At 72.3% G+C, this 18,416-nt stretch carries 18 protein-coding genes; 10 read left to right on the top strand and 8 right to left on the bottom strand.

Annotated elements, in window-relative coordinates; all coding sequences use genetic code 11:
• Positions 1-5 precede the first annotated feature (5 nt).
• Genes UQW22_RS02125 through UQW22_RS02110 form a run of 4 tightly spaced genes read right to left on the bottom strand, consistent with a single transcriptional unit; the run spans position 6 to position 2,919 of the window.
• Positions 6-674, bottom strand: coding sequence for an HAD hydrolase-like protein (locus tag UQW22_RS02125; RefSeq protein WP_407319192.1), 669 nt, complete (start codon positions 672-674; stop codon positions 6-8).
• A 9-nt stretch (positions 675-683) separates the two neighbouring features.
• On the bottom strand, positions 684-1,094 hold the full coding sequence (locus tag UQW22_RS02120) for a DUF664 domain-containing protein (RefSeq protein ID WP_407319191.1): 411 nt from the start codon (positions 1,092-1,094) through the stop codon (positions 684-686).
• 27 nt (positions 1,095-1,121) lie between these two features.
• Positions 1,122-2,135, bottom strand: coding sequence for an NAD-dependent epimerase/dehydratase family protein (locus UQW22_RS02115; RefSeq protein WP_407319189.1), 1,014 nt, complete (start codon positions 2,133-2,135; stop codon positions 1,122-1,124).
• Between the two features lie 28 nt (positions 2,136-2,163).
• Entirely contained in the window at positions 2,164-2,919 is a 756-nt protein-coding gene (locus UQW22_RS02110; protein WP_407319187.1) for an IclR family transcriptional regulator, read from the bottom strand.
• A 68-nt stretch (positions 2,920-2,987) separates the two neighbouring features.
• Between UQW22_RS02110 and eda the strand changes: the two genes are divergently transcribed.
• Positions 2,988-3,629 (top strand): bifunctional 4-hydroxy-2-oxoglutarate aldolase/2-dehydro-3-deoxy-phosphogluconate aldolase, encoded by a 642-nt coding sequence (gene eda / locus UQW22_RS02105; RefSeq protein WP_407319185.1) that lies wholly within the window; start codon positions 2,988-2,990, stop codon positions 3,627-3,629.
• Positions 3,626-4,732 (top strand): sugar kinase, encoded by a 1,107-nt coding sequence (locus UQW22_RS02100; protein WP_407319184.1) that lies wholly within the window; start codon positions 3,626-3,628, stop codon positions 4,730-4,732. Before eda ends, UQW22_RS02100 begins: the two co-directional genes overlap by 4 nt.
• A gap of 90 nt (positions 4,733-4,822) precedes the next feature.
• Here UQW22_RS02100 and UQW22_RS02095 read toward each other — a convergent pair whose 3' ends face one another.
• Positions 4,823-5,842 carry a LacI family DNA-binding transcriptional regulator gene (locus UQW22_RS02095; RefSeq protein WP_407319183.1) on the bottom strand — a complete coding sequence of 340 codons (1,020 nt, stop codon included), beginning with the start codon at positions 5,840-5,842 and terminating at the stop codon, positions 4,823-4,825.
• A gap of 232 nt (positions 5,843-6,074) precedes the next feature.
• Here UQW22_RS02095 and UQW22_RS02090 point away from each other — a divergent pair, with 232 nt between their 5' ends.
• The 4 genes from UQW22_RS02090 (at position 6,075) to UQW22_RS02075 (ending at position 9,412) form a co-directional block, all read left to right on the top strand.
• Positions 6,075-7,118 carry an ABC transporter permease gene (locus UQW22_RS02090; protein WP_407319182.1) on the top strand — a complete coding sequence of 348 codons (1,044 nt, stop codon included), beginning with the start codon at positions 6,075-6,077 and terminating at the stop codon, positions 7,116-7,118.
• The gene (locus UQW22_RS02085) at positions 7,115-8,035 is read left to right on the top strand and encodes a carbohydrate ABC transporter permease (protein WP_407319181.1); all 921 of its coding nucleotides are present in this window, start codon (positions 7,115-7,117) and stop codon (positions 8,033-8,035) included. The genes UQW22_RS02090 and UQW22_RS02085 overlap by 4 nt, the downstream gene beginning before the upstream one ends.
• A 114-nt stretch (positions 8,036-8,149) precedes the next feature.
• On the top strand, positions 8,150-8,842 hold the full coding sequence (locus UQW22_RS02080) for a glycosyltransferase (RefSeq protein WP_407319180.1): 693 nt from the start codon (positions 8,150-8,152) through the stop codon (positions 8,840-8,842).
• 27 nt (positions 8,843-8,869) lie between these two features.
• Complete coding sequence (locus tag UQW22_RS02075) at positions 8,870-9,412, top strand: ferritin (protein ID WP_407319179.1); 543 nt, start codon at positions 8,870-8,872, stop codon at positions 9,410-9,412.
• Between the two features lie 80 nt (positions 9,413-9,492).
• On the opposite strand, the gene UQW22_RS02070 is transcribed toward UQW22_RS02075, so the two are convergent.
• The 3 genes from UQW22_RS02070 to uxaC all read right to left on the bottom strand — a co-directional run bounded on the left by UQW22_RS02070 (position 9,493) and on the right by uxaC (position 13,072).
• Positions 9,493-11,247: an alpha-glucuronidase gene (locus UQW22_RS02070; RefSeq protein WP_407319178.1), complete on the bottom strand. Its 1,755-nt coding sequence runs from the start codon at positions 11,245-11,247 to the stop codon at positions 9,493-9,495.
• A gap of 82 nt (positions 11,248-11,329) precedes the next feature.
• Positions 11,330-11,560, bottom strand: a complete 231-nt coding sequence (locus UQW22_RS02065) for a hypothetical protein (RefSeq protein ID WP_407319177.1) — start codon at positions 11,558-11,560, stop codon at positions 11,330-11,332.
• Positions 11,561-11,605: 45 nt separating this feature from the next.
• Positions 11,606-13,072 carry a glucuronate isomerase gene (gene uxaC / locus UQW22_RS02060; RefSeq protein WP_407319176.1) on the bottom strand — a complete coding sequence of 489 codons (1,467 nt, stop codon included), beginning with the start codon at positions 13,070-13,072 and terminating at the stop codon, positions 11,606-11,608.
• Between the two features lie 185 nt (positions 13,073-13,257).
• On the opposite strand from uxaC, the gene UQW22_RS02055 reads away from it, so the two are divergent.
• The 4 genes from UQW22_RS02055 to UQW22_RS02040 all read left to right on the top strand — a co-directional run bounded on the left by UQW22_RS02055 (position 13,258) and on the right by UQW22_RS02040 (position 18,376).
• Entirely contained in the window at positions 13,258-14,280 is a 1,023-nt protein-coding gene (locus UQW22_RS02055; RefSeq protein WP_407319175.1) for a LacI family DNA-binding transcriptional regulator, read from the top strand.
• Positions 14,277-15,854: a mannitol dehydrogenase family protein gene (locus UQW22_RS02050; protein WP_407319174.1), complete on the top strand. Its 1,578-nt coding sequence runs from the start codon at positions 14,277-14,279 to the stop codon at positions 15,852-15,854. The genes UQW22_RS02055 and UQW22_RS02050 overlap by 4 nt, the downstream gene beginning before the upstream one ends.
• A 136-nt stretch (positions 15,855-15,990) precedes the next feature.
• On the top strand, positions 15,991-16,806 hold the full coding sequence (locus UQW22_RS02045) for a DUF2243 domain-containing protein (protein ID WP_407319173.1): 816 nt from the start codon (positions 15,991-15,993) through the stop codon (positions 16,804-16,806).
• A gap of 274 nt (positions 16,807-17,080) precedes the next feature.
• Positions 17,081-18,376, top strand: coding sequence for an ABC transporter substrate-binding protein (locus tag UQW22_RS02040; protein ID WP_407319172.1), 1,296 nt, complete (start codon positions 17,081-17,083; stop codon positions 18,374-18,376).
• The last annotated feature ends 40 nt before the right edge of the window (positions 18,377-18,416 follow it).

Raw genomic sequence — 18,416 nt, 5'->3', positions numbered from 1 at the left:
CGGGCTCAGCGCAGCCGGGCCAGGACCTCCGGGACGAGCCCGGCGACGTCGTGGACCAGGCCGACGGCGCCGGCCGCCTCGAGCTCGCCGGGCGCCGCGTAGCCCCAGGCCACGCCGAGGCAGTCGATGCCGTGCTCGGAGGCGCCGTGGACGTCGTGCTCGCGGTCGCCGACCATCAGCACCGGTCCGTCCTCGGGCGCGGCCGGGGAGTGCCGTCCGAGCGTGGCGAGCGCCTTCGCGATGACGTCCGCCTTGGTGCCCTGCTCGTCCGGCGGCGCGCCGAAGACGTCGTCGAGCAGCTCGGTGAGGCCGAACCGCTCGCAGATCGGCCGCGCGTACACCTCGGGCTTGCTCGTGGCCACGGCCAGGGTGCATCCGGCCGCGCGCAGGTGACGCAGGGCTGCCGGCATGCCGTCGAACACCGCGTTGTCGAACATGCCCCCGGCGGAGAAGGCGGCGCGGTAGGCCGCGACGGCCTCGGCGACCCGCTCGGGCGGGACGCCGTGGGCCGGGAACGAGTCGATGATCGGCGGGCCGACGAACGAGCGCAGCGTCGCGTCGTCGGGCACCGGCAGCCCGAGCGTGCGGTAGGCGTGCGCCGCCGACGCCGTGATGCCCGGTGCCGACTCCATGAGCGTGCCGTCGAGGTCCAGCAGGACGAGGGGTGTGGTCACCGCGTCAGGCTACGCGGCGTCGGTCTCGGCCTGCTCGCGCGCCAGGTCCGCGTACGCCGCGTCGACGACCTCCTGGTCGGCGGTCGCGCCGTCGAAGTCGGCGTCGTGCGGTCCGTACAGCTTCGGCGGCGGCCCTCCGGGCAGGATCCAGCCCCGCCAGTCCCGCTCGACCTCTGCCAGGTGGCGCAGCATGCCGAGCAGCGACATGGTCGACGGCGGCACGGACCGCTGGGCGAGCTGCTCGGGCGAGAGGCCCTCGCACTTCATCAGGAGGGTGTGCCGGTAGCCCGTCAGGAAGTCGTCGATGGTCTCCCGCTCGCCCTCCGGGCGGACGTCGCTCTCGCGCGGGTCGTCGTCCGGGTCGACCCACATGTCGGGGTGGACGTTCGCCTGGGTCCATCGCTCAGGTCGGTTGCTCACCCTCGTCATGGTGGGCCTTCCGGGTGCTCAGATCCCCCGGGCGTGCTCCACGAGCCGGTCGAAGCCCTCGTCCAGCGCGCGGTCGACCACCCGCGCCTCCGGGTGCGCGTCGTACCAGGCGACCTGCTCGTGGGCGGCCTGGTCGAAGGTGACCGTGGTGGCGAACTCCGGGACGAGCGCCTGCAGCTTGGCGCAGTCGAACAGCATGGAGTGCGCCTTGTCGCCGAGGAGCCCGTCGCCCTCGTCGGGCAGCACGCGCGCGATCGCCTCGGACGGCACGTGCACGATCTCCGGGTCGGGGACGCCGGCCGCGGCACCGAGCCATGTGTAGACCTGGTCCCACGTGGGCGCGTGCGTGCCCATGATCTGGAACGCGTCGCCGACGGCGTGCGGGTGGCCCAGCAGGCCGACGAACCCGACGGCGAAGTCCTCGGTGTGCGTCAGGGTCCACAACGACGTGCCGTCACCGTGCACGACGACCGGCTTGCCGGCCCGCATCCGGGCGACGTCGGTCCACCCGCCGAGCGTGGGGATCAGCGTGCGGTCGTAGGTGTGGCTCGGGCGTACGACGGTGGCGGGGAACGCGTCGTCGCGGTACGCGCGGACGAGGAGGTCCTCCCCGGCGATCTTGTCGCGGGAGTACTGCCAGTACGGGTTGCGCAGCGGGGTCGACTCGGTCACCGGGAGGCGTGACGGCGGGGTCTGGTACGCCGAGGCGCTGGAGATGAAAACGTACTGGCCCGTGCGGCCCGTGAACCGCGCGACGTCGCGGGCGACGTGGTCGGGAGAGAAGGCGCGGAACTGTGCGACGACGTCGAAGTCCCGGCCGGCGAGCGCGGCGTCGACCGCTGCGTCGTCGGCGACGTCCGCGACGAGCGTCTCGACGTCGTCCGGCAGCGGGCGCGTGGTGGACCGGCCGCGGTTGAGGACCGTGACGCGGTGGCCCTGGGCCACGGCGCGAGCGACGGACGCGGCGCTGATGATGCCGGAGCCGCCGATGAAGAGCAGGTCGAGCGGGTTGCGGGTGCGCGTGGAGGTCATGGAGGCCATGGTGCCCGACGGACGCCGGTCAGGACCGCCGTGATGCCGCCGCGGTGCTCAGGCCGACCGGCAGGTGCTCCGCGAGCTTCTCGGTGAGCGCGGTGATCCGGGCCTCGCGAGACGGGCCCGTCATGCGCTCGACGGGGGCCGTGAGGGAGACGGCGGCGAGCGGGCGGTCGGCCCGGAGCACGGCGACCGCGGCGCAGGCGATCCCGGGCTCGTTCTCCTCGGTCTCGGTGGCGTACCCGAGGCGCCGGGCGCTCGTGACGGCGTCGCGGAGCCGGTCGGCCGTCGTGCCGGTGCCGGCATAGCCGGTGAGGGCGTCGTCGTCGAGCGGCCCGGCGGCCAGGAGCGCGCGGCCGAGCGCGGTGGTCGCGGCGGGGCGGCGGCGTCCGACGGCGGACCACACGCGCACGGCTCGCTGCGGTTCGACCTTCTCCAGGTAGACGACCTCGCGGCCGGCGAGGACGCCGAGATGGACGAGCTCGTCGACGGCGGCGCTGAGCGCGTCGAGCGCCGGGCGCAGGAGGGCGGGCAGGTTCTCCTCGGCCAGGAAGGAGCTGCCGAGGGCGAGGACGGCGGGACCGAGGCGGTAGGTGCCGTCGTCGGTCTGCTCGGCGTAGCCGCGGTGGCGCAGCGCGGCCAGGGTGCGGTGCAGCGTGGACTTGTTGGCGCCGACCTCGTCCGACAGCGCCGCGAGAGAGGTGCCGTCGGCGCCGGCACGGCCGAGGGCGTCGAGGGTGAGGAGCGCCTTGTCGACGCTGCCGAGCGGGCTGGGTTCCATCGCCGCCGTCCGGTAGGGTGCGTTTCGCAGTGAACAATCGACGTTCACCATAGCGAAACGGAGAGCGAATGTCACCCGGCGACACCCTGACGTCCCTCGAGCAGCACCGCCTGGTTCCCGTCGTCGTGGTCGACGGCGCCGAGCAGGGCGAGCGGCTCGCCGAAGCCCTGGTGGCGGGCGGCCTGCCCGTCGCCGAGATCACGCTGCGCACCGCCGGCGGGCTCGACGCCATCCGCGCCGTCGCGCGCCGCCACCCCGACGTCGTCGTCGGTGCCGGAACCGTCGTCACGGCGACGCAGGTGGACGCCGTCGTCGACGCCGGCGCGCGCTACGTCGTCTCGCCCGGCCTGGCGCGCAGCGTGGTCGAGCGTGCCCAGCACCACGGCGTGCCCGTGCTGCCCGGCGTCGCCACGCCCACCGAGATCATGACGGCGCTGGACCTCGGCGTCGACACCGTCAAGCTGTTCCCGGCCTCCGTCGTCGGCGGTCCCGCGGCGCTCAAGGCGTTCGCCGCGCCGTTCACCGATCTCCGGTTCGTCCCGACCGGCGGCGTGAGCGCCGCCAACCTGGGCGACTACCTCGGCCTGGCGCCCGTGCTCGCCGTCGGCGGCTCCTGGATGGTCGCCAAGAAGCTCGTCGACGCCGGCGACTGGGCCGAGATCACCCGCCTCACGGCAGAAGCCGTCGACCTCGTGAAGGAGAACTCATGACCAACCCGTCCATCACCACCCGCCGCGCCGCGGACTGCCGCTACGACGTCGTCGCGCTCGGCGAGGTCATGCTCCGGATGGACCCGGGCGACCGGCGCATCCGCACCACCCGCAGCTTCGACGTCTGGGAGGGCGGCGGCGAGTACAACGTCGCCCGCGGGCTGCGCCGCTGCTTCGGGCTGCGGGGCGCGATCGTCACGGCGCTGGCGGACAACGAGGTCGGCCGCCTGGTCGAGGACTGCATGCTCACCGGCGGCCTCGACACCTCCTGGGTGCGGTGGCGCGACTTCGACGGCATCGGTCGCGAGGTGCGCAACGGGCTCAACTTCACCGAGCGCGGTTTCGGCGTGCGCGGGGCGATCGGCGCCAGCGACCGCGGGCACACCGCCATCTCCCAGATGCGGCCCGACGACGTCGACTGGGACGCGCTGTTCGGCTCCGGCGTGCGCTGGCTGCACACGGGCGGCATCTTCGCCGCGCTGTCCGAGTCCGCCGCGGACGTCGCCGAGGCGGCCATGTCTGCCGCTCGCCGGCACGGCACGGTCGTGTCGTACGACCTCAACTACCGCCCGTCCCTGTGGAAGGGCATCGGTGGCGTCGAGCGGGCGCGCGAGGTCAACCGGCGGCTGGCGCGGCACGTCGACGTCATGATCGGCAACGAGGAGGACTTCACGGCCTCCCTCGGGTTCGAGGTCGAGGGCGTCGACGAGTCGCTCACCGACCTCGACACCGGCGCGTTCCGCGCGATGATCGAGCGCGCCTCGGCCGAGTACGAGAACTTCCAGGTCGTCGCCACGACGCTCCGCGGTGTGAAGTCCGCCTCGGTCAACGACTGGGGCGCCATCGCCTGGTCGCGCGCCGAGGGGTTCGTCGAGGCGACCCACCGTGCCGACCTGGAGATCTTCGACCGCGTGGGCGGCGGCGACTCCTTCGCGTCCGGCCTGGCCTACGGGCTGCTGGAGCTGGGCTCGCTCCAGGAGGCCGTCGAGTACGGGGCCGCCCACGGTGCGCTCGCCATGACCACGCCGGGTGACACGACGACGGCGACCCTCGCCGAGGTCGCCAAGCTCGCCTCGGGCGGCAGCGCGCGCGTCCAGCGCTGACGTTCCTGGGCGCTGTGGGTGCACGACGCGCCGTCGTCAGCTCCGCGACGACGGCACGTCGCGCACCCACAGCGTTGGGGGTTTCCGTGGTCAGGGTGGCGGTGCGGTGGACTCGCGCACGACGAGCTCCGTCGCCAGGTTGACCCGGGACACGTCGGGCGGCGCGCCCGCCGCCAGGCCCAGCAGCATCCTCGTCGCGAGCGCGGCCATCTCGGTGAGCGGCTGACGGACCGTGGTGAGGGCCGGCGTCGTCCACCGCGCGATGGGCAGGTCGTCGTACCCCACGACCGAGAGGCCGCCCGGCACCCGGAACCCGAGGTCGTGCGCGGCCCGCACGACCCCGATCGCCTGCATGTCCGACCCGGCGAAGATCGCGGTCGGCCGGTCGTGGTGCCGCAGCAGCTGGTGGGCGGCGTCGTACCCGGCCTCGACGTAGAAGTTCCCGGCGCGGACGAGCGCGGGGGCGTAGGGGATGCCCGCCGACTCCAGGGCGCTGCGGTACCCGTCGATGCGTGCCCGGCTGCACAGCATGTCCGACGGACCGCTGACGGCGGCGATCCGGCGGTGGCCGAGCTCCACGAGGTGCCGGGTGGCCGCCAGCCCGCCGTTCCAGTTGTCGGACCCGACGGTCGGGACGTCGGCCGGCGGCTCGCCGTCGGTGTCGATGACGACGAACGGGACGGACCTGCTCACGAGCCGGCGCTGCTGGGCGTCGGTGAGCTGCGAGGCCACGAGCAGGACGCCGAGCGGAGGACGGGCGAGCGTCGTCTCCAGCCAGGTGCGCGGCGGCCGGTGCTCCCCGCCCAGCTCGGACAGGATCACGCTGGTGCGTGCGGCGGCCGCGGCGTCCTCGACCCCACGGATGATCTCGAGGGACCACGTGGAGCCCAGCCGGTGGAAGACCAGGTCGATGAGGCCGGTGCCCGCCGGCGGGATGCCGCTCCGGCGACGGCGGTAGCTGTGGCGCTCGAGGGCGCGTTCGACCCGGTCGCGGGTCGCGGCCGCGACGTCGGCCCGGCCGTTGAGGACCTTGGAGACCGTCGGCACCGACACGCCGACCTCCCGGGCGATCTGGGCGATCGTGGGCGCGCGGCGCTGCGTGTCGGGCACAGGGCTCCCTTCGCCGATCGACCGAAACTTTCGATCCCATCGTAGCCGCGTCCGTCGGGTGATCGTCAGCGCATGTGCCGCCGTGGTTGGACCGTGACCGCGCAACTGCTTGACCGATCGAACCGTCCCGCCTAGTCTCGCCGACGTTGACAACGTTTTCAATGCCGAAACTTTCGACAGGCGATGACGCCAGGGCGCGAGCCCGTCACGACGACGTGAACCAGGAGCAGGTATGACACGAGGGACCGAGGCGGTGGACTTCGCGCCGGCCGCAGCGCTCGCCACCGCGACCGGCCCGCCACCGTCGGACGACCGACGGTCCCGGGTGCACCGGCGCGGGCGACGGGGACGGCAGCGCGACGACGTCCGCCGCAGCGACACCTGGGCCCGCGCGCTGCGCCGGGACTGGCGGCTGTACACGTTCCTCGTGCTGCCGGTCGTGTTCCTGCTGCTGTTCCGGTACGTGCCGATGCTGGGCAACGTCATCGCCTTCCGCCGGTTCCGCCCCGGCGGGTCCATCTTCGGCGACGAGTGGGTCGGCCTGCACTACGTCGAGATGTTCTGGACGGACCCGACCTTCTGGCGCGTGTTCGCCAACACCGTCGTCCTCGGCGCGCTGACGCTCGTCGTGGTCTTCCCGCTGCCGATCGTGCTGGCGTTGCTGCTCAACGAGCTGAGGTCGCGCCGGTTCAAGAAGGCCGTCCAGACGATCACCTGCCTGCCGCACTTCATGTCGATCGTCATCGTGGCCGGGTTCGTCTACGAGCTCACGGCGCTCAACGGGACGATCAACCAGATCATCACGGCGGTGGGCGGTGACGAGATCTCGTTCATGCAGCGGGCGGACTGGTTCCGCACCGTCTACGTGGGCTCCGAGATCTGGCAGGTCGTGGGCTTCGGCACGATCCTCTATCTCGCCGCCCTGACCACCATCGACGACCAGCTCTACGAGGCGTCCCGGATCGACGGCGCAAACCGCTGGCAGCAGACCTGGCACATCACCCTGCCCGGCATCCGCCCGACGATCGTGGTGCTGCTCATCCTCAACATCGGCACGTTCCTCGCGGTCGGGTTCGAGAAGGTGCTGCTGCTCTACAACCCGTTGACGTACTCCACCGCGGACGTCATCGCGACGTACCTGTACCGCGTCGGCCTGACGAGCGGGAGCTTCTCCTACGCCGCCGCCATCGGCCTGTTCGAGGCCGTCATCGGCCTGACCCTCGTCCTGTCGGCCAACGCCCTCTCGAAGCGACTGGTAGGAGCCTCCCTGTGGTGAGCACGACGCACAAGACGCCGGACATCTCCGCGGTCCGGTCGGTCCCCACGACCGTCAAGGACGGTCGTGGCTACACGGTGTTCCGGTGGACCAACGCCGTCGTGCTGGTGCTGGTCTGCCTGGTGACGCTGTACCCGTTCGTGAACCTGGTCGCCCAGGCGTTCAGCTCGCAGGGCTACATCGTGGCCGGCGAGGTGAACCTCGTCCCCCGCGGCTCCAACCTGACGACCTTCGAGACCGTGTTCGGCGACGAGCGGTTCTGGACCGGGTACCGCAACACGATCGTCCAGACGGTCCTGGCGACCGGGATCGCGATGGTGCTCACCACGACGATGGCCTACGCCCTGTCCAAGCGGTACCTCAAGGGCCGGTCGTTCTTCGTGGGGCTGGTCGTGGTGACGATGTTCTTCAACGGCGGGCTCATCCCCAACTACCTGCTCATCACCAACCTCGGGCTGAAGAACTCGATCTGGGCGATCGTCCTGCCCAACGCGACCAGCGCCTTCAACCTGCTGGTGATGAAGTCGTTCTTCGAGAACTTCCCCAGCGACCTCGAGGAGGCCGCCTCGATCGACGGGCTGACGACGTACGGCATCTTCGGCCGCGTCGTGCTGCCGCTGTCCAAGGCGGTCGTGGCCACCATGGTGCTGTTCTACGCCGTCTCGTTCTGGAACGCGTGGTTCCCGGCGTTCCTCTACCTCAGCGACCCGGAGCTGCAGCCGGTCACGCTCTACCTGCGCAACCTGCTGGCCGGCGCGACGGGCAGCGGTGTCGAGGCGGGCATGGAGACCGTGCAGATCGGCGCCAACATCCAGGCCGTCGCCATGCTGCTGACGGTGCTGCCGATCGTCTGCTTCTACCCGTTCATCCAGAAGTACTTCGTGTCCGGCGTGATGCTCGGCTCGGTCAAGGGCTGAGCGGGACACCCGCCGGGCGAGGCCGGGCCTGCCCGCTCCAGAAATCGGTTCACCCCCACCCGCCGTGGCTGGACGACTCCCGCATCCTGGGCCGTGGCCCGTACGGTAGGTGACGTGACCGCCTCCGAAGCCCCCGTCCCCGGCGACCCGCAGGCCGGGCCGGCCGGGCGCGCGACCTCGACCGTGTACCGGCTCCTGGTCGTGGGGATCCTGCTGGCGATCAGCGTGGCACCCACCGTGGTGCTGTCGTTCCTCATCGCACCGCACCCGTCGAACGTCCCGCTGGTGGTCGCCTCCGCGCTGTTCGTGGGACCGGGGCTGTCTGCGGCGCTGTTCGCGCTGGGGGAGAGGGCGCGGGACGACGGCCTGGCGCCCGCGGGGGCCTTCCTCAAGGGCTACCGCATGAACGTCGGCGACGTGCTGAAGCTGTGGGTGCCGGGGGTCGCCGTCCTCGCGGCGCTCACCTGGACCACGGTCAACATCGCCGTCGCCGGTGTGCCCGCGTGGTGGGCGGGCATCCTCCTCGGTCTCGCCGCCGTCGTCGTGCTGTGGCTCGTCCAGGCCACCGTCATCACGTCGTTCTTCGCGTTCCGCGGCCGGGACACCGCCCGGCTCGCGCTGTACTTCCTCGGGCGGCTGCCGCGGGTGACGCTCGCGGTCCTGTCCGTCCTCGTGCTCGCCGGGGCGGTCGTGTTCCTCACGACGCCCGCGGTGCTCGCCGTCTTCGGCGCGCTTCTCGTCGCGTTGCTGCTGCGCTGGGAGAAGCCGCTGCTCTCCGAGGTGCGCCTGCGGTTCGTCGAGTCCTGACGCCGCGCCGGTTGCTAGCGTCACCGCATGACGAATTCCGAGGGTTCGCGGTTCTGGCAGCTGATGGGCGAGCAGGTCGGCCACGAGATGGCGGCGCACCAGCAGTACGTCGCGATCGCGGTGTGGTTCGACGGCCACGACCTGCCGCGGATGGCCGCGCACTTCTACCGGCAGGCGCTCGAGGAGCGCAACCACGCGATGATGATCGTCCAGTACCACCTGGACCGCTCGCTGCCGGCGAGCATCCCGGGCACGCCGGACGTCACCAACGAGTTCGCCGACGTGATCGAGCCGCTGCAGCTCGCCCTCGACCAGGAGGAGCAGGTCACCCGTCAGATCGAGGCGATCTTCCGCGCGGCGCGGGACGAGGGTGACGTCCTGGGCGAGCAGTTCATGCTGTGGTTCCTCGAGGAGCAGGTCGAGGAGGTGGCGTCGGCCAACACGTTGCTGACGGTGGCGCGCCGGGCCGGGGACAACCTGTTCGACCTCGAGAACTACGTCGCCCGCGAAGCGATCGGTGACGCCGGTGACGCCGCTGACGCCCCGAAGGCGGCCGGCGGCGCGCTGTAGCCACCTCCCACCCTCGCTGTGGGTGCACGACACGCCGCCGGGCCGAAGAGCCCGGCGGCGTGTCGTGCACCCACAGCGAGTCAGTAGAACGTGCGGCCGCGCTGGTCGGGGATGCCGGACTTGCGGAAGAAGTACGTGTTGACCTGGTCGCGCCACTCGACGGCCGAGCGGAGCTGCACCGCGAGCCGTTCGCGCCCGCGCCGCGCGACGTCGTCGGAGACCAGAGGTGCGACCTGCTCCCACCGATCGACCATCGCGCGGACCCGCTCCACGCCCTCGAAGTGGGTGTCGTAGATGTGCTGGACCACCGTGGTCCCGCTGTGCAGCACGTGGGTGTACGGCACGTGGTGGAAGAAAAGCAGCAGCTCGTCGGGGCAGGTGTCGAGCGACTCGTAGACGTCCCGCCAGGGTGCCGGGTACTGGCCGGTGCACCCGGTGCCGGTGGCGCGCGTGCGGTCCACGCCGATGCCGTCGCGGTCGGCGAAGTGGTACGTGCCCCACGGGGTGTACTCGTACCCGTCCACGTCCGGGCCGTAGTGGTGGCCGGGCCGCACCATGAACCCGATGCCGAGGGGCGCGGTGTACAGCTCGTAGGTGCGCCACGACTCGTCGAGGACGGCGTGGATCCCCTCGCGCAGCTCGCCGGCGGCGTCCGGGAACGTCAGCGTGATCCACTCGTCGAGGACGGTCGTGGCGTCGAGCGTGGGATCCCACGTCAGTCGGCCGTACGCGTAGAGGTTCGCCTGGGCGAGCGGGTGGCCGGTCCAGAACCGGTCGTCGCCCACGTTCGAGACCGCGGCGAACCCTCCGGCGGGTGCGACGACGTCGGCCACCGTCGCGCCGTCGTCGCCCCACGGGCGCCAGCGCAGCACCTCGCTCCACGCCGGGCCGAGGTAGACGGCGTGCTGTTGCTGGCCGGTGTACTCCTGGGTGACCTGGAGCTCGAGCGCGACCCGGGTGCGCGGCATCGCCGCGAGCACGGGGGAGACGGGTTCGCGCACCTGGAAGTCGAGCGGACCGTGCTTGACCTGGACGATCACGTCGTCGGCGAACCGGCCGTCGAGCGGCGCGAAGTGGTCGTGGGCCGCACGGGCGCGGTCCGTCGAGCGGTCGCGCCAGTCCTGCGTGTGGTTGTAGACGAACACGCGCCAGTGGATCAGCCCACCGTGCGGGGCGACCGCCTCAGCCAGCATGTTCGCGCCGTCGGCGTGGTCGCGGCCGTACGCGAACGGGCCCGGCTGACCCTCGGAGTCGGCCTTGACGACGAACCCGCCGAAGTCGGGGATCGTCTCCCAGACGCGGGCCGCGGTCTCGCGCCACCAGGCGCGGACGTCGTCGTCGAGGGGGTCCGACGTCGGCAGCCCGCCGAGCGTCCTCGGCGCGGCGAAGCTCACGGAGAGGTGGGCGCGGACGCCGTAGGGGCGCAGCGCGGCGGCGATGCGGGCGACCTCGGGCAGGTCGTCGGTGAGCAGCCGCGCCTCGCGGGCGTGCACGTTGACGTTGTTGACCGCGACCCGGTCGATCCCGACGGCGGCGAGCAGCCGGCCGTACGCCGTGACGCGGGACAGGTCGGTGCGGACCTGGCCCGCGTCGTAGAAGATCGAGGCGCCCGCGTACCCGCGCTCGACCTGGCCCATCGCCGGGTGGACGTCCATGTTGTCCCAGTGGTCGAGCACCCGCAGGGTGCTCGCGGGGGCGTGGTGCTCGGCGGTGCCGGGGTCGCCGGGCCGGGAGGCGAACGCCGCGTCGCCGAGGCGCACCACGTGGAACCAGCCGTGCAGCAGCGCGGTGGCGTCCGCGGCGGTGACCGTGACCTTCCCGGCGCTGCGTCGCACCTCGAACGAGTTGTCAGACTCTGGTGCGGGTAGACCGCGGCCAGAGTCTGACAGCTCGGTGGGGGAGAGGGCCAGAAGCAGGTCAGGTCGGGCGGAGTGCCCGACGACGGCACCTCCGTGGACGGCGGTTCGCGCGGTCCAGCTCGGTGCGCAGCGTAGCGAGCACCTCGGCCGCGGCCGGCGTGCCGCCGTCGGCCGGTGCGCTGAGCGCGACGCGACGGCTGCCGACGGCCCGGAACGCGCCCTCGGGCAACCAAGCGGGGTGGAAATCGATTTCAGCGACCTCGGCGGGCCGGTGGGGCGTGGCGGGCATTCAGCTCTCCTTCGAGCGACGAGCGATGTGCTGCGGGTATGAGATTTACGGCTCGACAGGCCGCAGAGTCGTCGATCTCATACCCGCAGCGTCAGCGGGGCTGAGGTAGGCGGCTTGGGGGAGCCGGTAGGCGAGGTCGATCGCGGTCTCGGTCGCCTCGTCGAGCTCGAGGCGGTGCTCGGCCACCAGGCGTGCCAGGTAGCCGGCGTCGACCCGGCGGGCCAGGTCGTGCCGCGCGGGGACGGAGCAGAACGCGCGGGTGTCGTCCACGAACCCGCTCATGTTGCTGAAGCCCGCGGTCTCGGTCGCCGCCTCGCGGAAGCGGCGCATCGCGTCCGGGGCGTCGAGGAACCACCACGGGGCACCCAGGCGCAGGGCAGGGTAGACGCCGGCCAAGGGCGCGAGCTCGCGCGAGTACACGTCCTCGTCCACCGTGAACGCGATCATGCGGAAGCTCGGGTGGTGGCCGAACGCGTCGAGCACCGGCCGCAGCGACCGGGCGAACTCCGTCACCACCGGGATGTCGTAGCCCTTGTCCGGGCCGAACGCGGCGAACGGCGCCGACGCGTGGTTGCGCAGGACGCCGGGGTGCAGCTGCATCACCAGGCCGTCCTCGGCGGACATCGCCGCCATCTGGAACAGCATGTGCCCGCTGAAGGCCTGCGCCTCGGCGGCCGTCACCGTGCCGGCCAGGGCGGCGTCGAAGATCCGCCGGGCCTCACCGTCGTCGAGCGGGGTGGTGTCCGCGGCGAGGTGACCGTGGTCGGTGGCCCGCGCGCCAGCCTCGATGAACTGGCGGCGCCGGTCGCGCAGCACCGTCAGGTAGTCCTCGTAGGAGTCGATCTCGTGGTCGGCGGAGCGGGCGAGCAGGGTGATCTCGTCGCGCCACGTGGGCCGGTCGGGGTGGAGCAGCGGGTCCGGGCGGAACGTGGGCAGCACGCGGTCGCCGTAGCCGTCCTTGGCCAGGCGTGCGTGGTCCTCCAGCGGGGCCCATGCGGCGTCGGTCGTCGCGATGACCTCGATGTTGAACTCGTCGAGGAGCGTCCGAGGCCGGAAGCCTGGCTCGGCGATGCGTGCCGCGACCTGGTCGTAGATCGCGTCGGCGGTCTCGGCCGACGGGCGCTGCGTGACCCCGAAGATCTCCACGAAGGCGTGCTCGAGCCAGTACCGCGTCGGCGTCCCGCGGAAGTGCTGCCACCCGGCGCAGAACCGGCGCCAGATCTCGCGCGGATCCTGCTCGACGGCCTCCGCCTCCGTGGACCCCACGCCCAGGCGCGGCAAGGTCTCGCCCTGCGAGACCAGCATGCGCGTCAGGTAGTGGTCGGGGATCACGAAGAGCTGGGCGGGGTCCCCGAACGACGTGTCCTGCGAGAACCACTCGACCGGCACGTGACCGTGCATCGAGACGATCGGCAGGTCCTTCGTGGCCTGGTAGACCTCGCGAGCGAGGGCCCGGACGGTCGGGTCGGCGGGCAGGGCCCGGTCGGGGTGCAGGGTCCACGGCTCGCTCACGTGCGCCTCCTTGTCGAGAATGTGACAACGTTTGCATCCTACGGGTTCGATGGTGGGGCTGTCATCGCGAGGGTCTAGTGTGGTCCGTGGCAGGACTACCGCAGGTCAGGTGCAAACGTTCGCAGCACTGGGGTCGGAAGGTGCGGCGGTCGGCCTGCGAGCAGGTTCGAGGACGGGAGGACCGCATGGTCACGGTGCACGACGTCGCCCGGGAGGCCGGCGTGTCGATCTCCACGGTCTCGCGAGCCCTGGCCACCCCGGACAAGGTCGCGGGCGCGACCCGCGACCGCGTCCGGGCCGCGGCCCAGGAGCTCGGCTACCGGCCGAACCGTGCCGCCGCGGTCCTGCGTGCCGGCCGCTCGGGCGCCTACGGCCTCGTGGTCCCCGACCTGGCGAACCCGTACTTCGCGGCCGTGGCCAAGGGGGCGCAGGAGCGTGCGCGGGAGCACGGGACCGGCCTGTTCATCGTGGACACCGACGAGGACCCGGACCTGGAGGCGGAGGCCATCGGCGCCCTCGCCCCGCAGACGGACGGCGTGGTGCTGTGCTCGCCCCGCGCCGCGGAGCGGGCGCTCGACGCGCTCGCCGGACGTCCCGTCGTCCTCGTCAACCACGACGTCGACGGCGTCCCCGCGGTCGAGGCCGACCACCGCGGTGGCATGCGGCGCGCCCTGGAGCACCTGCGAGCCCTCGGGCACCGCCGCGTCGCGTACGTGGGCGGGCCGGAGAGCTCGTGGAGCGACCGCCGTCGTCGGGCCGGACTGGCCGACGCGTCCGCCCGGTACGACGACGTCGAGGTGGTCGGCCTCGGCGCGTTCCGGCCCCGGGTGGAGGGTGGGCAGGCGGCCGCCGACCTGGTCGTGGCCTCGGGTGCCACGGCTGTCGTCACCTTCAACGACCTGGTGGCCGTCGGGCTCGTCGACCGGTTGCGGGCCCGCGGCCTCGACGTCCCCCGCGACCTCTCCGTCGTCGGCTGCGACGACTCCTACGTCGCGTCTCTCGTGACGCCGCCGCTCACCACCCTGCACGTCGACCTGCGCCGGCTCGGCCGCGCCGCGGTCGACCGCCTCGTCGCCACCGCGTCCCCGCTCCGAGGTCACGACGAGGCCCGCCCCACCGTCCCGGACGTCCCGCCGCTCGACGTCGAGCTCGTGGTGCGGTCGTCCACCGCCCCGCCCGTCACCGACCCCTCCCGAGGAGCTCCGTGAACGACCGTCTGCACCGTCGCACCGTCCCCGCCGACCTTGACGCGCCCGTGAACCCGGAGACCGTGGGGATCGTCCACCTCGGGATCGGGGCGTTCCACCGTGCCCACCAGGCGGTCTTCACCGAGCTCGCGGCGCGGGCGCACGGCGACCGGCGCTGGGGCATCCTCGGTGTCACGCAGCGCTCGGCCACGGTGCGTGACCAGGTGCGACCGCAGGGTGGCGTGTACTCGGTCCTCACGGCGGGACGCGACGCCTCGTCGCTGGACGTCGTCGGGTCGGTGCTCGACGTGGCCTGGCCCGCCGAGGAGACGCCGAGGGTGCTGGCGACGATCGCCGCGCCGACCACCCACCTGGTCACGTTGACCGTCACGGAGAAGGGGTACTGCCGCGACGCCGGCGGAGAGCTGGACCTCGATCTGGTACGACCTGACCTCGACGCGCTGGCCACCGAGCAGGTCCTCAAGGGCGACGGAAGGGTCGAGCCCGGTCGCGGCACCGATGGCCAGGGCGGTCCGCAGGTGGCCGCGTCCACCGCGATCGGCCTGCTCGTGCGCGGGCTGGCATCCCGCTACCGGGCCGCCTGCGAGGCGGGAGAGGCATTGCCGCTGACCGTGCTCACCTGCGACAACATGGTGGACAACGGTCGTGTGCTGGAGGGGCTGGTCCGCGCCGCTCTGGACACCGCGGTGCCGGGAGACACAGGGCTGCGTGCCTGGCTGGACGCCCACGTCGCGTTCCCGTGCTCGATGGTCGACCGGATCGTGCCGGCCACGACGGCGCAACAGCGGGACGCCGTCGAACAGCGGCTCGGCGTGCGCGACGAGGGCCTCGTCGTCGGGGAGCCGTACCGGCAGTGGGTCATCGAGGACCGGTTCGCGGGACCTCGACCGGCCTGGGAGGACGCCGGAGCCACGATCACCGACGACGTCGCGGTCTGGGAGCGTGCCAAGCTGCGGCTGCTCAACGGGACGCACTCCCTGCTCGCCTACGCGGGCCGGCTCGCGGGGCACGCGACCATCGCCGAGGCCGTCGCGGACCCGGAGATCGCGCAGCGGGCACGCCGGCTGCTCTTCGAGGACGCGCTGCCGACGCTCGAGGCCCCCGAGGGTGCGGACCTGCCGGCCTACGGCGAGTCGTTGCTGGAGCGGTTCGCGAACCCGGCGACCGGGCACACCACCGTGCAGGTGTCGATGGACGGCACCCAGAAGATCCCGTACCGCTGGGGCGGGACCGTCGCCGAGCGGCTGTCCGCGGGGGTCGTGCCGCACGGTGCGGTATACGCCCTGGCGGCATGGTCCGAGGTGGTGCGGCGCGAGGCGGTCTCCGGCCGGCTCGTCGACGACCCCCGGGCGACCGAGCTGCGCGACGTGGTCGCCGCCGTCGGTCACGGCGACGCCGGATCCGCGCGGCCGCAGGACGTGGCGCGGGCGCTGACGGCGCTGCCGGGCCTGCTGCCCGGCGGGGCGCGGACGGATCCCGAGCTGCTCGACGCGGTGGCTGCCGAGGCCGCGCTGCTCGCCACGGAGCATGTCCCCACGGGGCCCACCTCCCCCGCGCCTGTCGCGGTGCCGTAGGAGCGCGTCGCCGAGGTCCCGCTGCCCGACCGGCTGAGGTGCGGGGAGCCGCGGACCGGCCCACGGTGGTCGTGACCCAGGAGGCCTGCCTGCCCGCGGCGGCTCGGCCGGTAGGTGCGATGCCCGGAGGGAAGCGATGACGATGCGCTCGGACCAGGACCGGCGGACGCTCACGGCTGGCGCCCGTCCCATCAGGCTGCCGGGCATCCTGCTGGGCGTGGGCCTGGGCGGGTTCGTCGACGGGATCCTGCTGCACCAGATCCTGCAGTGGCACCACATGCTGACCAGCGCCTCGACCGCGAACATCGACGTCGGCGAGTACCCGGCCACGACGGTGCACGGCCTGGAGATGGCGCCCGGGTCGTTCCCCGCCCACATGTACCAGCACCTGCTGGTCGGGATGTACGGGCCCCTGGCGCTCGTGCTGGGGGCACCGGTCACGCTGCTGCTGCGCTCGCTGCCGCCGCGTCGCGGGAGGGTCGTCGGCAGGATCCTGCGGTCGGCGCCCGTGGGTGTCGTCGCCCATCCGGTGTCCGCCCTGGTGCTCACGCTCGGCGGCCTCGCCGCGCTGTACCTGACTCCGCTGTATGTCGCGGCGACCGAGAATCCCGGACTCCACCACCTGGTCCATCTGCACTTCCTGCTGGCCGGGTATCTGTTCGCCTACGCCTTCGCCGGGCCCGACCCGGCCCCGCACCGTCCCTCGGTGCCGGCGCGCCTGTGGCTCCTGGGCGTGGCCGTCGCGGGCCACGCCGTGCTGGCCCAGCTGCTGTACGCGAACCTGTTCGTGCAGGTGCCCGTCCCTGCCCCGGAATTGCAGGGCGGCGCGAGCCTGATGTACTTCGGCGGCGACGTCGCCGAGCTGCTGGTCGCGATCGCGATGGTCGCCACCTGGCGCCCGCACCGTGCGAACGCGGGGCCGCCTCGCCGGCCCGTCGTGCTTCCTGCGTGAGCCTCTTCCCGACGGCGGACCGGGCGCCACGCGCTCGTCCGGGGAGACGCGGATCACCTATCCTCGACAGGGTTGTGAGCGCTCACATCGGCCGCCGAGCCGAGCTGGCTGGCGCCGGCCGCGTCGTCGCTCCTGTTGCCGGATCGTGATGAAGCGCTTTCCAGCGGGGCTTTACACGAGCGCTGAGACCTGTATTGTATCGTTTCAAGTCGACGGGACAGAGGGCGCCACAGGGGGCATCCTCGGCGTCGACGTCCTGAGCAAGGAGGCTCCGATGAGGATCACGCGCAAGGCCGCCGGCGCGGTCGCCGCGACCGCCGTTCTCACTCTCGTCCTGACCGCGTGCAGCGGTGGCGACTCGACCGAGGCCGGTGACGGCGAGGGCGGCGACGTCACGCTCACCGTCGCCTGGTGGGGCAACGACGACCGTGCCGCCAAGTACGAGGAGTCGATCGACCTCTTCGAGGAGGCGAACCCGAACGTCACGGTCCAGACCCAGTTCCAGGCCTGGGACGACTACTGGACCGCGCGCAACACCGAGGCCGCGGGCCAGTCGCTGCCTGACGTGTTCCAGATGGACCTGTCCTACCTGCGCCAGTACGGCAGCACCGGGCAGCTCGCCGACCTCTCCGGCAGCTCGATCGACACCGCCGGCTTCGAGGAGGCCCTCCTCAGCTCGGGTCAGATCGACGGCGCCCAGTACGGCGTCCCGACGTCGCAGAACACGCTCGCGCTCTTCTACAACGGTGACCTCCTGGACGAGCTCGGCATCGAGCCGCCGGCCGAGGGTTACACGTGGGAGGACTACAACGCCTTCGCGGCCGAGGTGTCCGCGGCGGGCGCCGGCATGGACCCCCAGGTCTACGGCACCGGCGACTACACGGGGACCTTCTGGTTCTTCCTGCAGTGGCTGATCCAGCAGGGCACGGAGCCGTTCACCACCGACGGCCAGCTGGCCTTCGACGAGGCGCAGATGACCGAGTTCCTCAACCTGGCCTCCGAGCTGCGCGAGTCCGACCAGCTCTTCCCGGCCGAGCGCACCACCCAGATCCTCCCGCTCGGTGGTTTCACGGTCAACGAGGCGGCCTCCGAGATGAGCTGGGACAACTTCCTGGCCGGCTACATCTCCGACTCGGGCACCGAGAACATCCAGATGCTCCCCATGCCCTCGGGTGACAACGGCCCGCAGCAGTTCTGGAAGCCGTCGATGCTGCTGTCCTCGGGCGCCAACTCCGAGCACCCGGAGGAGGCTGCCGCGCTGATCGACTTCCTCGTCAACGACCCGGAGGTCGGGAAGATCTTCGGCACCTCGAAGGGTGTCCCGGCCGTGGCCGCCCAGCGTGACGCGATGGAGGTCGAGGAGGGTTCGGTCGACGCGACCGTGCTCGCCTACGAGGAGGCCGTGGCCCCCGACGTGACCGAGCCGGCACCGCTGCCCGTCGAGGGCTTCGGCTCGATCGAGGCGGAGTACAAGCGCCTGGCCGAGGAGCTCGGCTACGGCAACATCACGGTCGACGAGTTCGTCGAGCAGTGGTTCCTGTTCGCCGCCGACGCCGTCGGCCAGTCCTGACACTCTCGACGTAGCGTGCGGTCCCGCTCCTCGTGACGCG

Origin of the sequence: Isoptericola halotolerans, from assembly GCF_045689585.1 — a bacterium.
Classification (GTDB): Bacteria; Actinomycetota; Actinomycetes; order Actinomycetales; family Cellulomonadaceae; genus Isoptericola; species Isoptericola halotolerans_B.
This window is presented reverse-complemented; position numbering and strand designations above follow the sequence as displayed.

Excerpts from the sequence above, each read along its gene's own strand:
- UQW22_RS02115 (WP_407319189.1), bottom strand. The coding sequence starts at position 2,135 with ATGACCTCCACGCGCACCCGCAACCCGCTCGACCTGCTCTTCATCGGC.
- UQW22_RS02110 (WP_407319187.1), bottom strand. The coding sequence starts at position 2,919 with ATGGAACCCAGCCCGCTCGGCAGCGTCGACAAGGCGCTCCTCACCCTC.
- eda (WP_407319185.1), top strand. The coding sequence starts at position 2,988 with ATGTCACCCGGCGACACCCTGACGTCCCTCGAGCAGCACCGCCTGGTT.
- UQW22_RS02100 (WP_407319184.1), top strand. The coding sequence starts at position 3,626 with ATGACCAACCCGTCCATCACCACCCGCCGCGCCGCGGACTGCCGCTAC.
- UQW22_RS02090 (WP_407319182.1), top strand. The coding sequence starts at position 6,075 with ATGACACGAGGGACCGAGGCGGTGGACTTCGCGCCGGCCGCAGCGCTC.
- UQW22_RS02075 (WP_407319179.1), top strand. The coding sequence starts at position 8,870 with ATGACGAATTCCGAGGGTTCGCGGTTCTGGCAGCTGATGGGCGAGCAG.
- UQW22_RS02065 (WP_407319177.1), bottom strand. The coding sequence starts at position 11,560 with ATGCCCGCCACGCCCCACCGGCCCGCCGAGGTCGCTGAAATCGATTTC.
- UQW22_RS02055 (WP_407319175.1), top strand. The coding sequence starts at position 13,258 with ATGGTCACGGTGCACGACGTCGCCCGGGAGGCCGGCGTGTCGATCTCC.
- UQW22_RS02045 (WP_407319173.1), top strand. The coding sequence starts at position 15,991 with ATGACGATGCGCTCGGACCAGGACCGGCGGACGCTCACGGCTGGCGCC.
- UQW22_RS02040 (WP_407319172.1), top strand. The coding sequence starts at position 17,081 with ATGAGGATCACGCGCAAGGCCGCCGGCGCGGTCGCCGCGACCGCCGTT.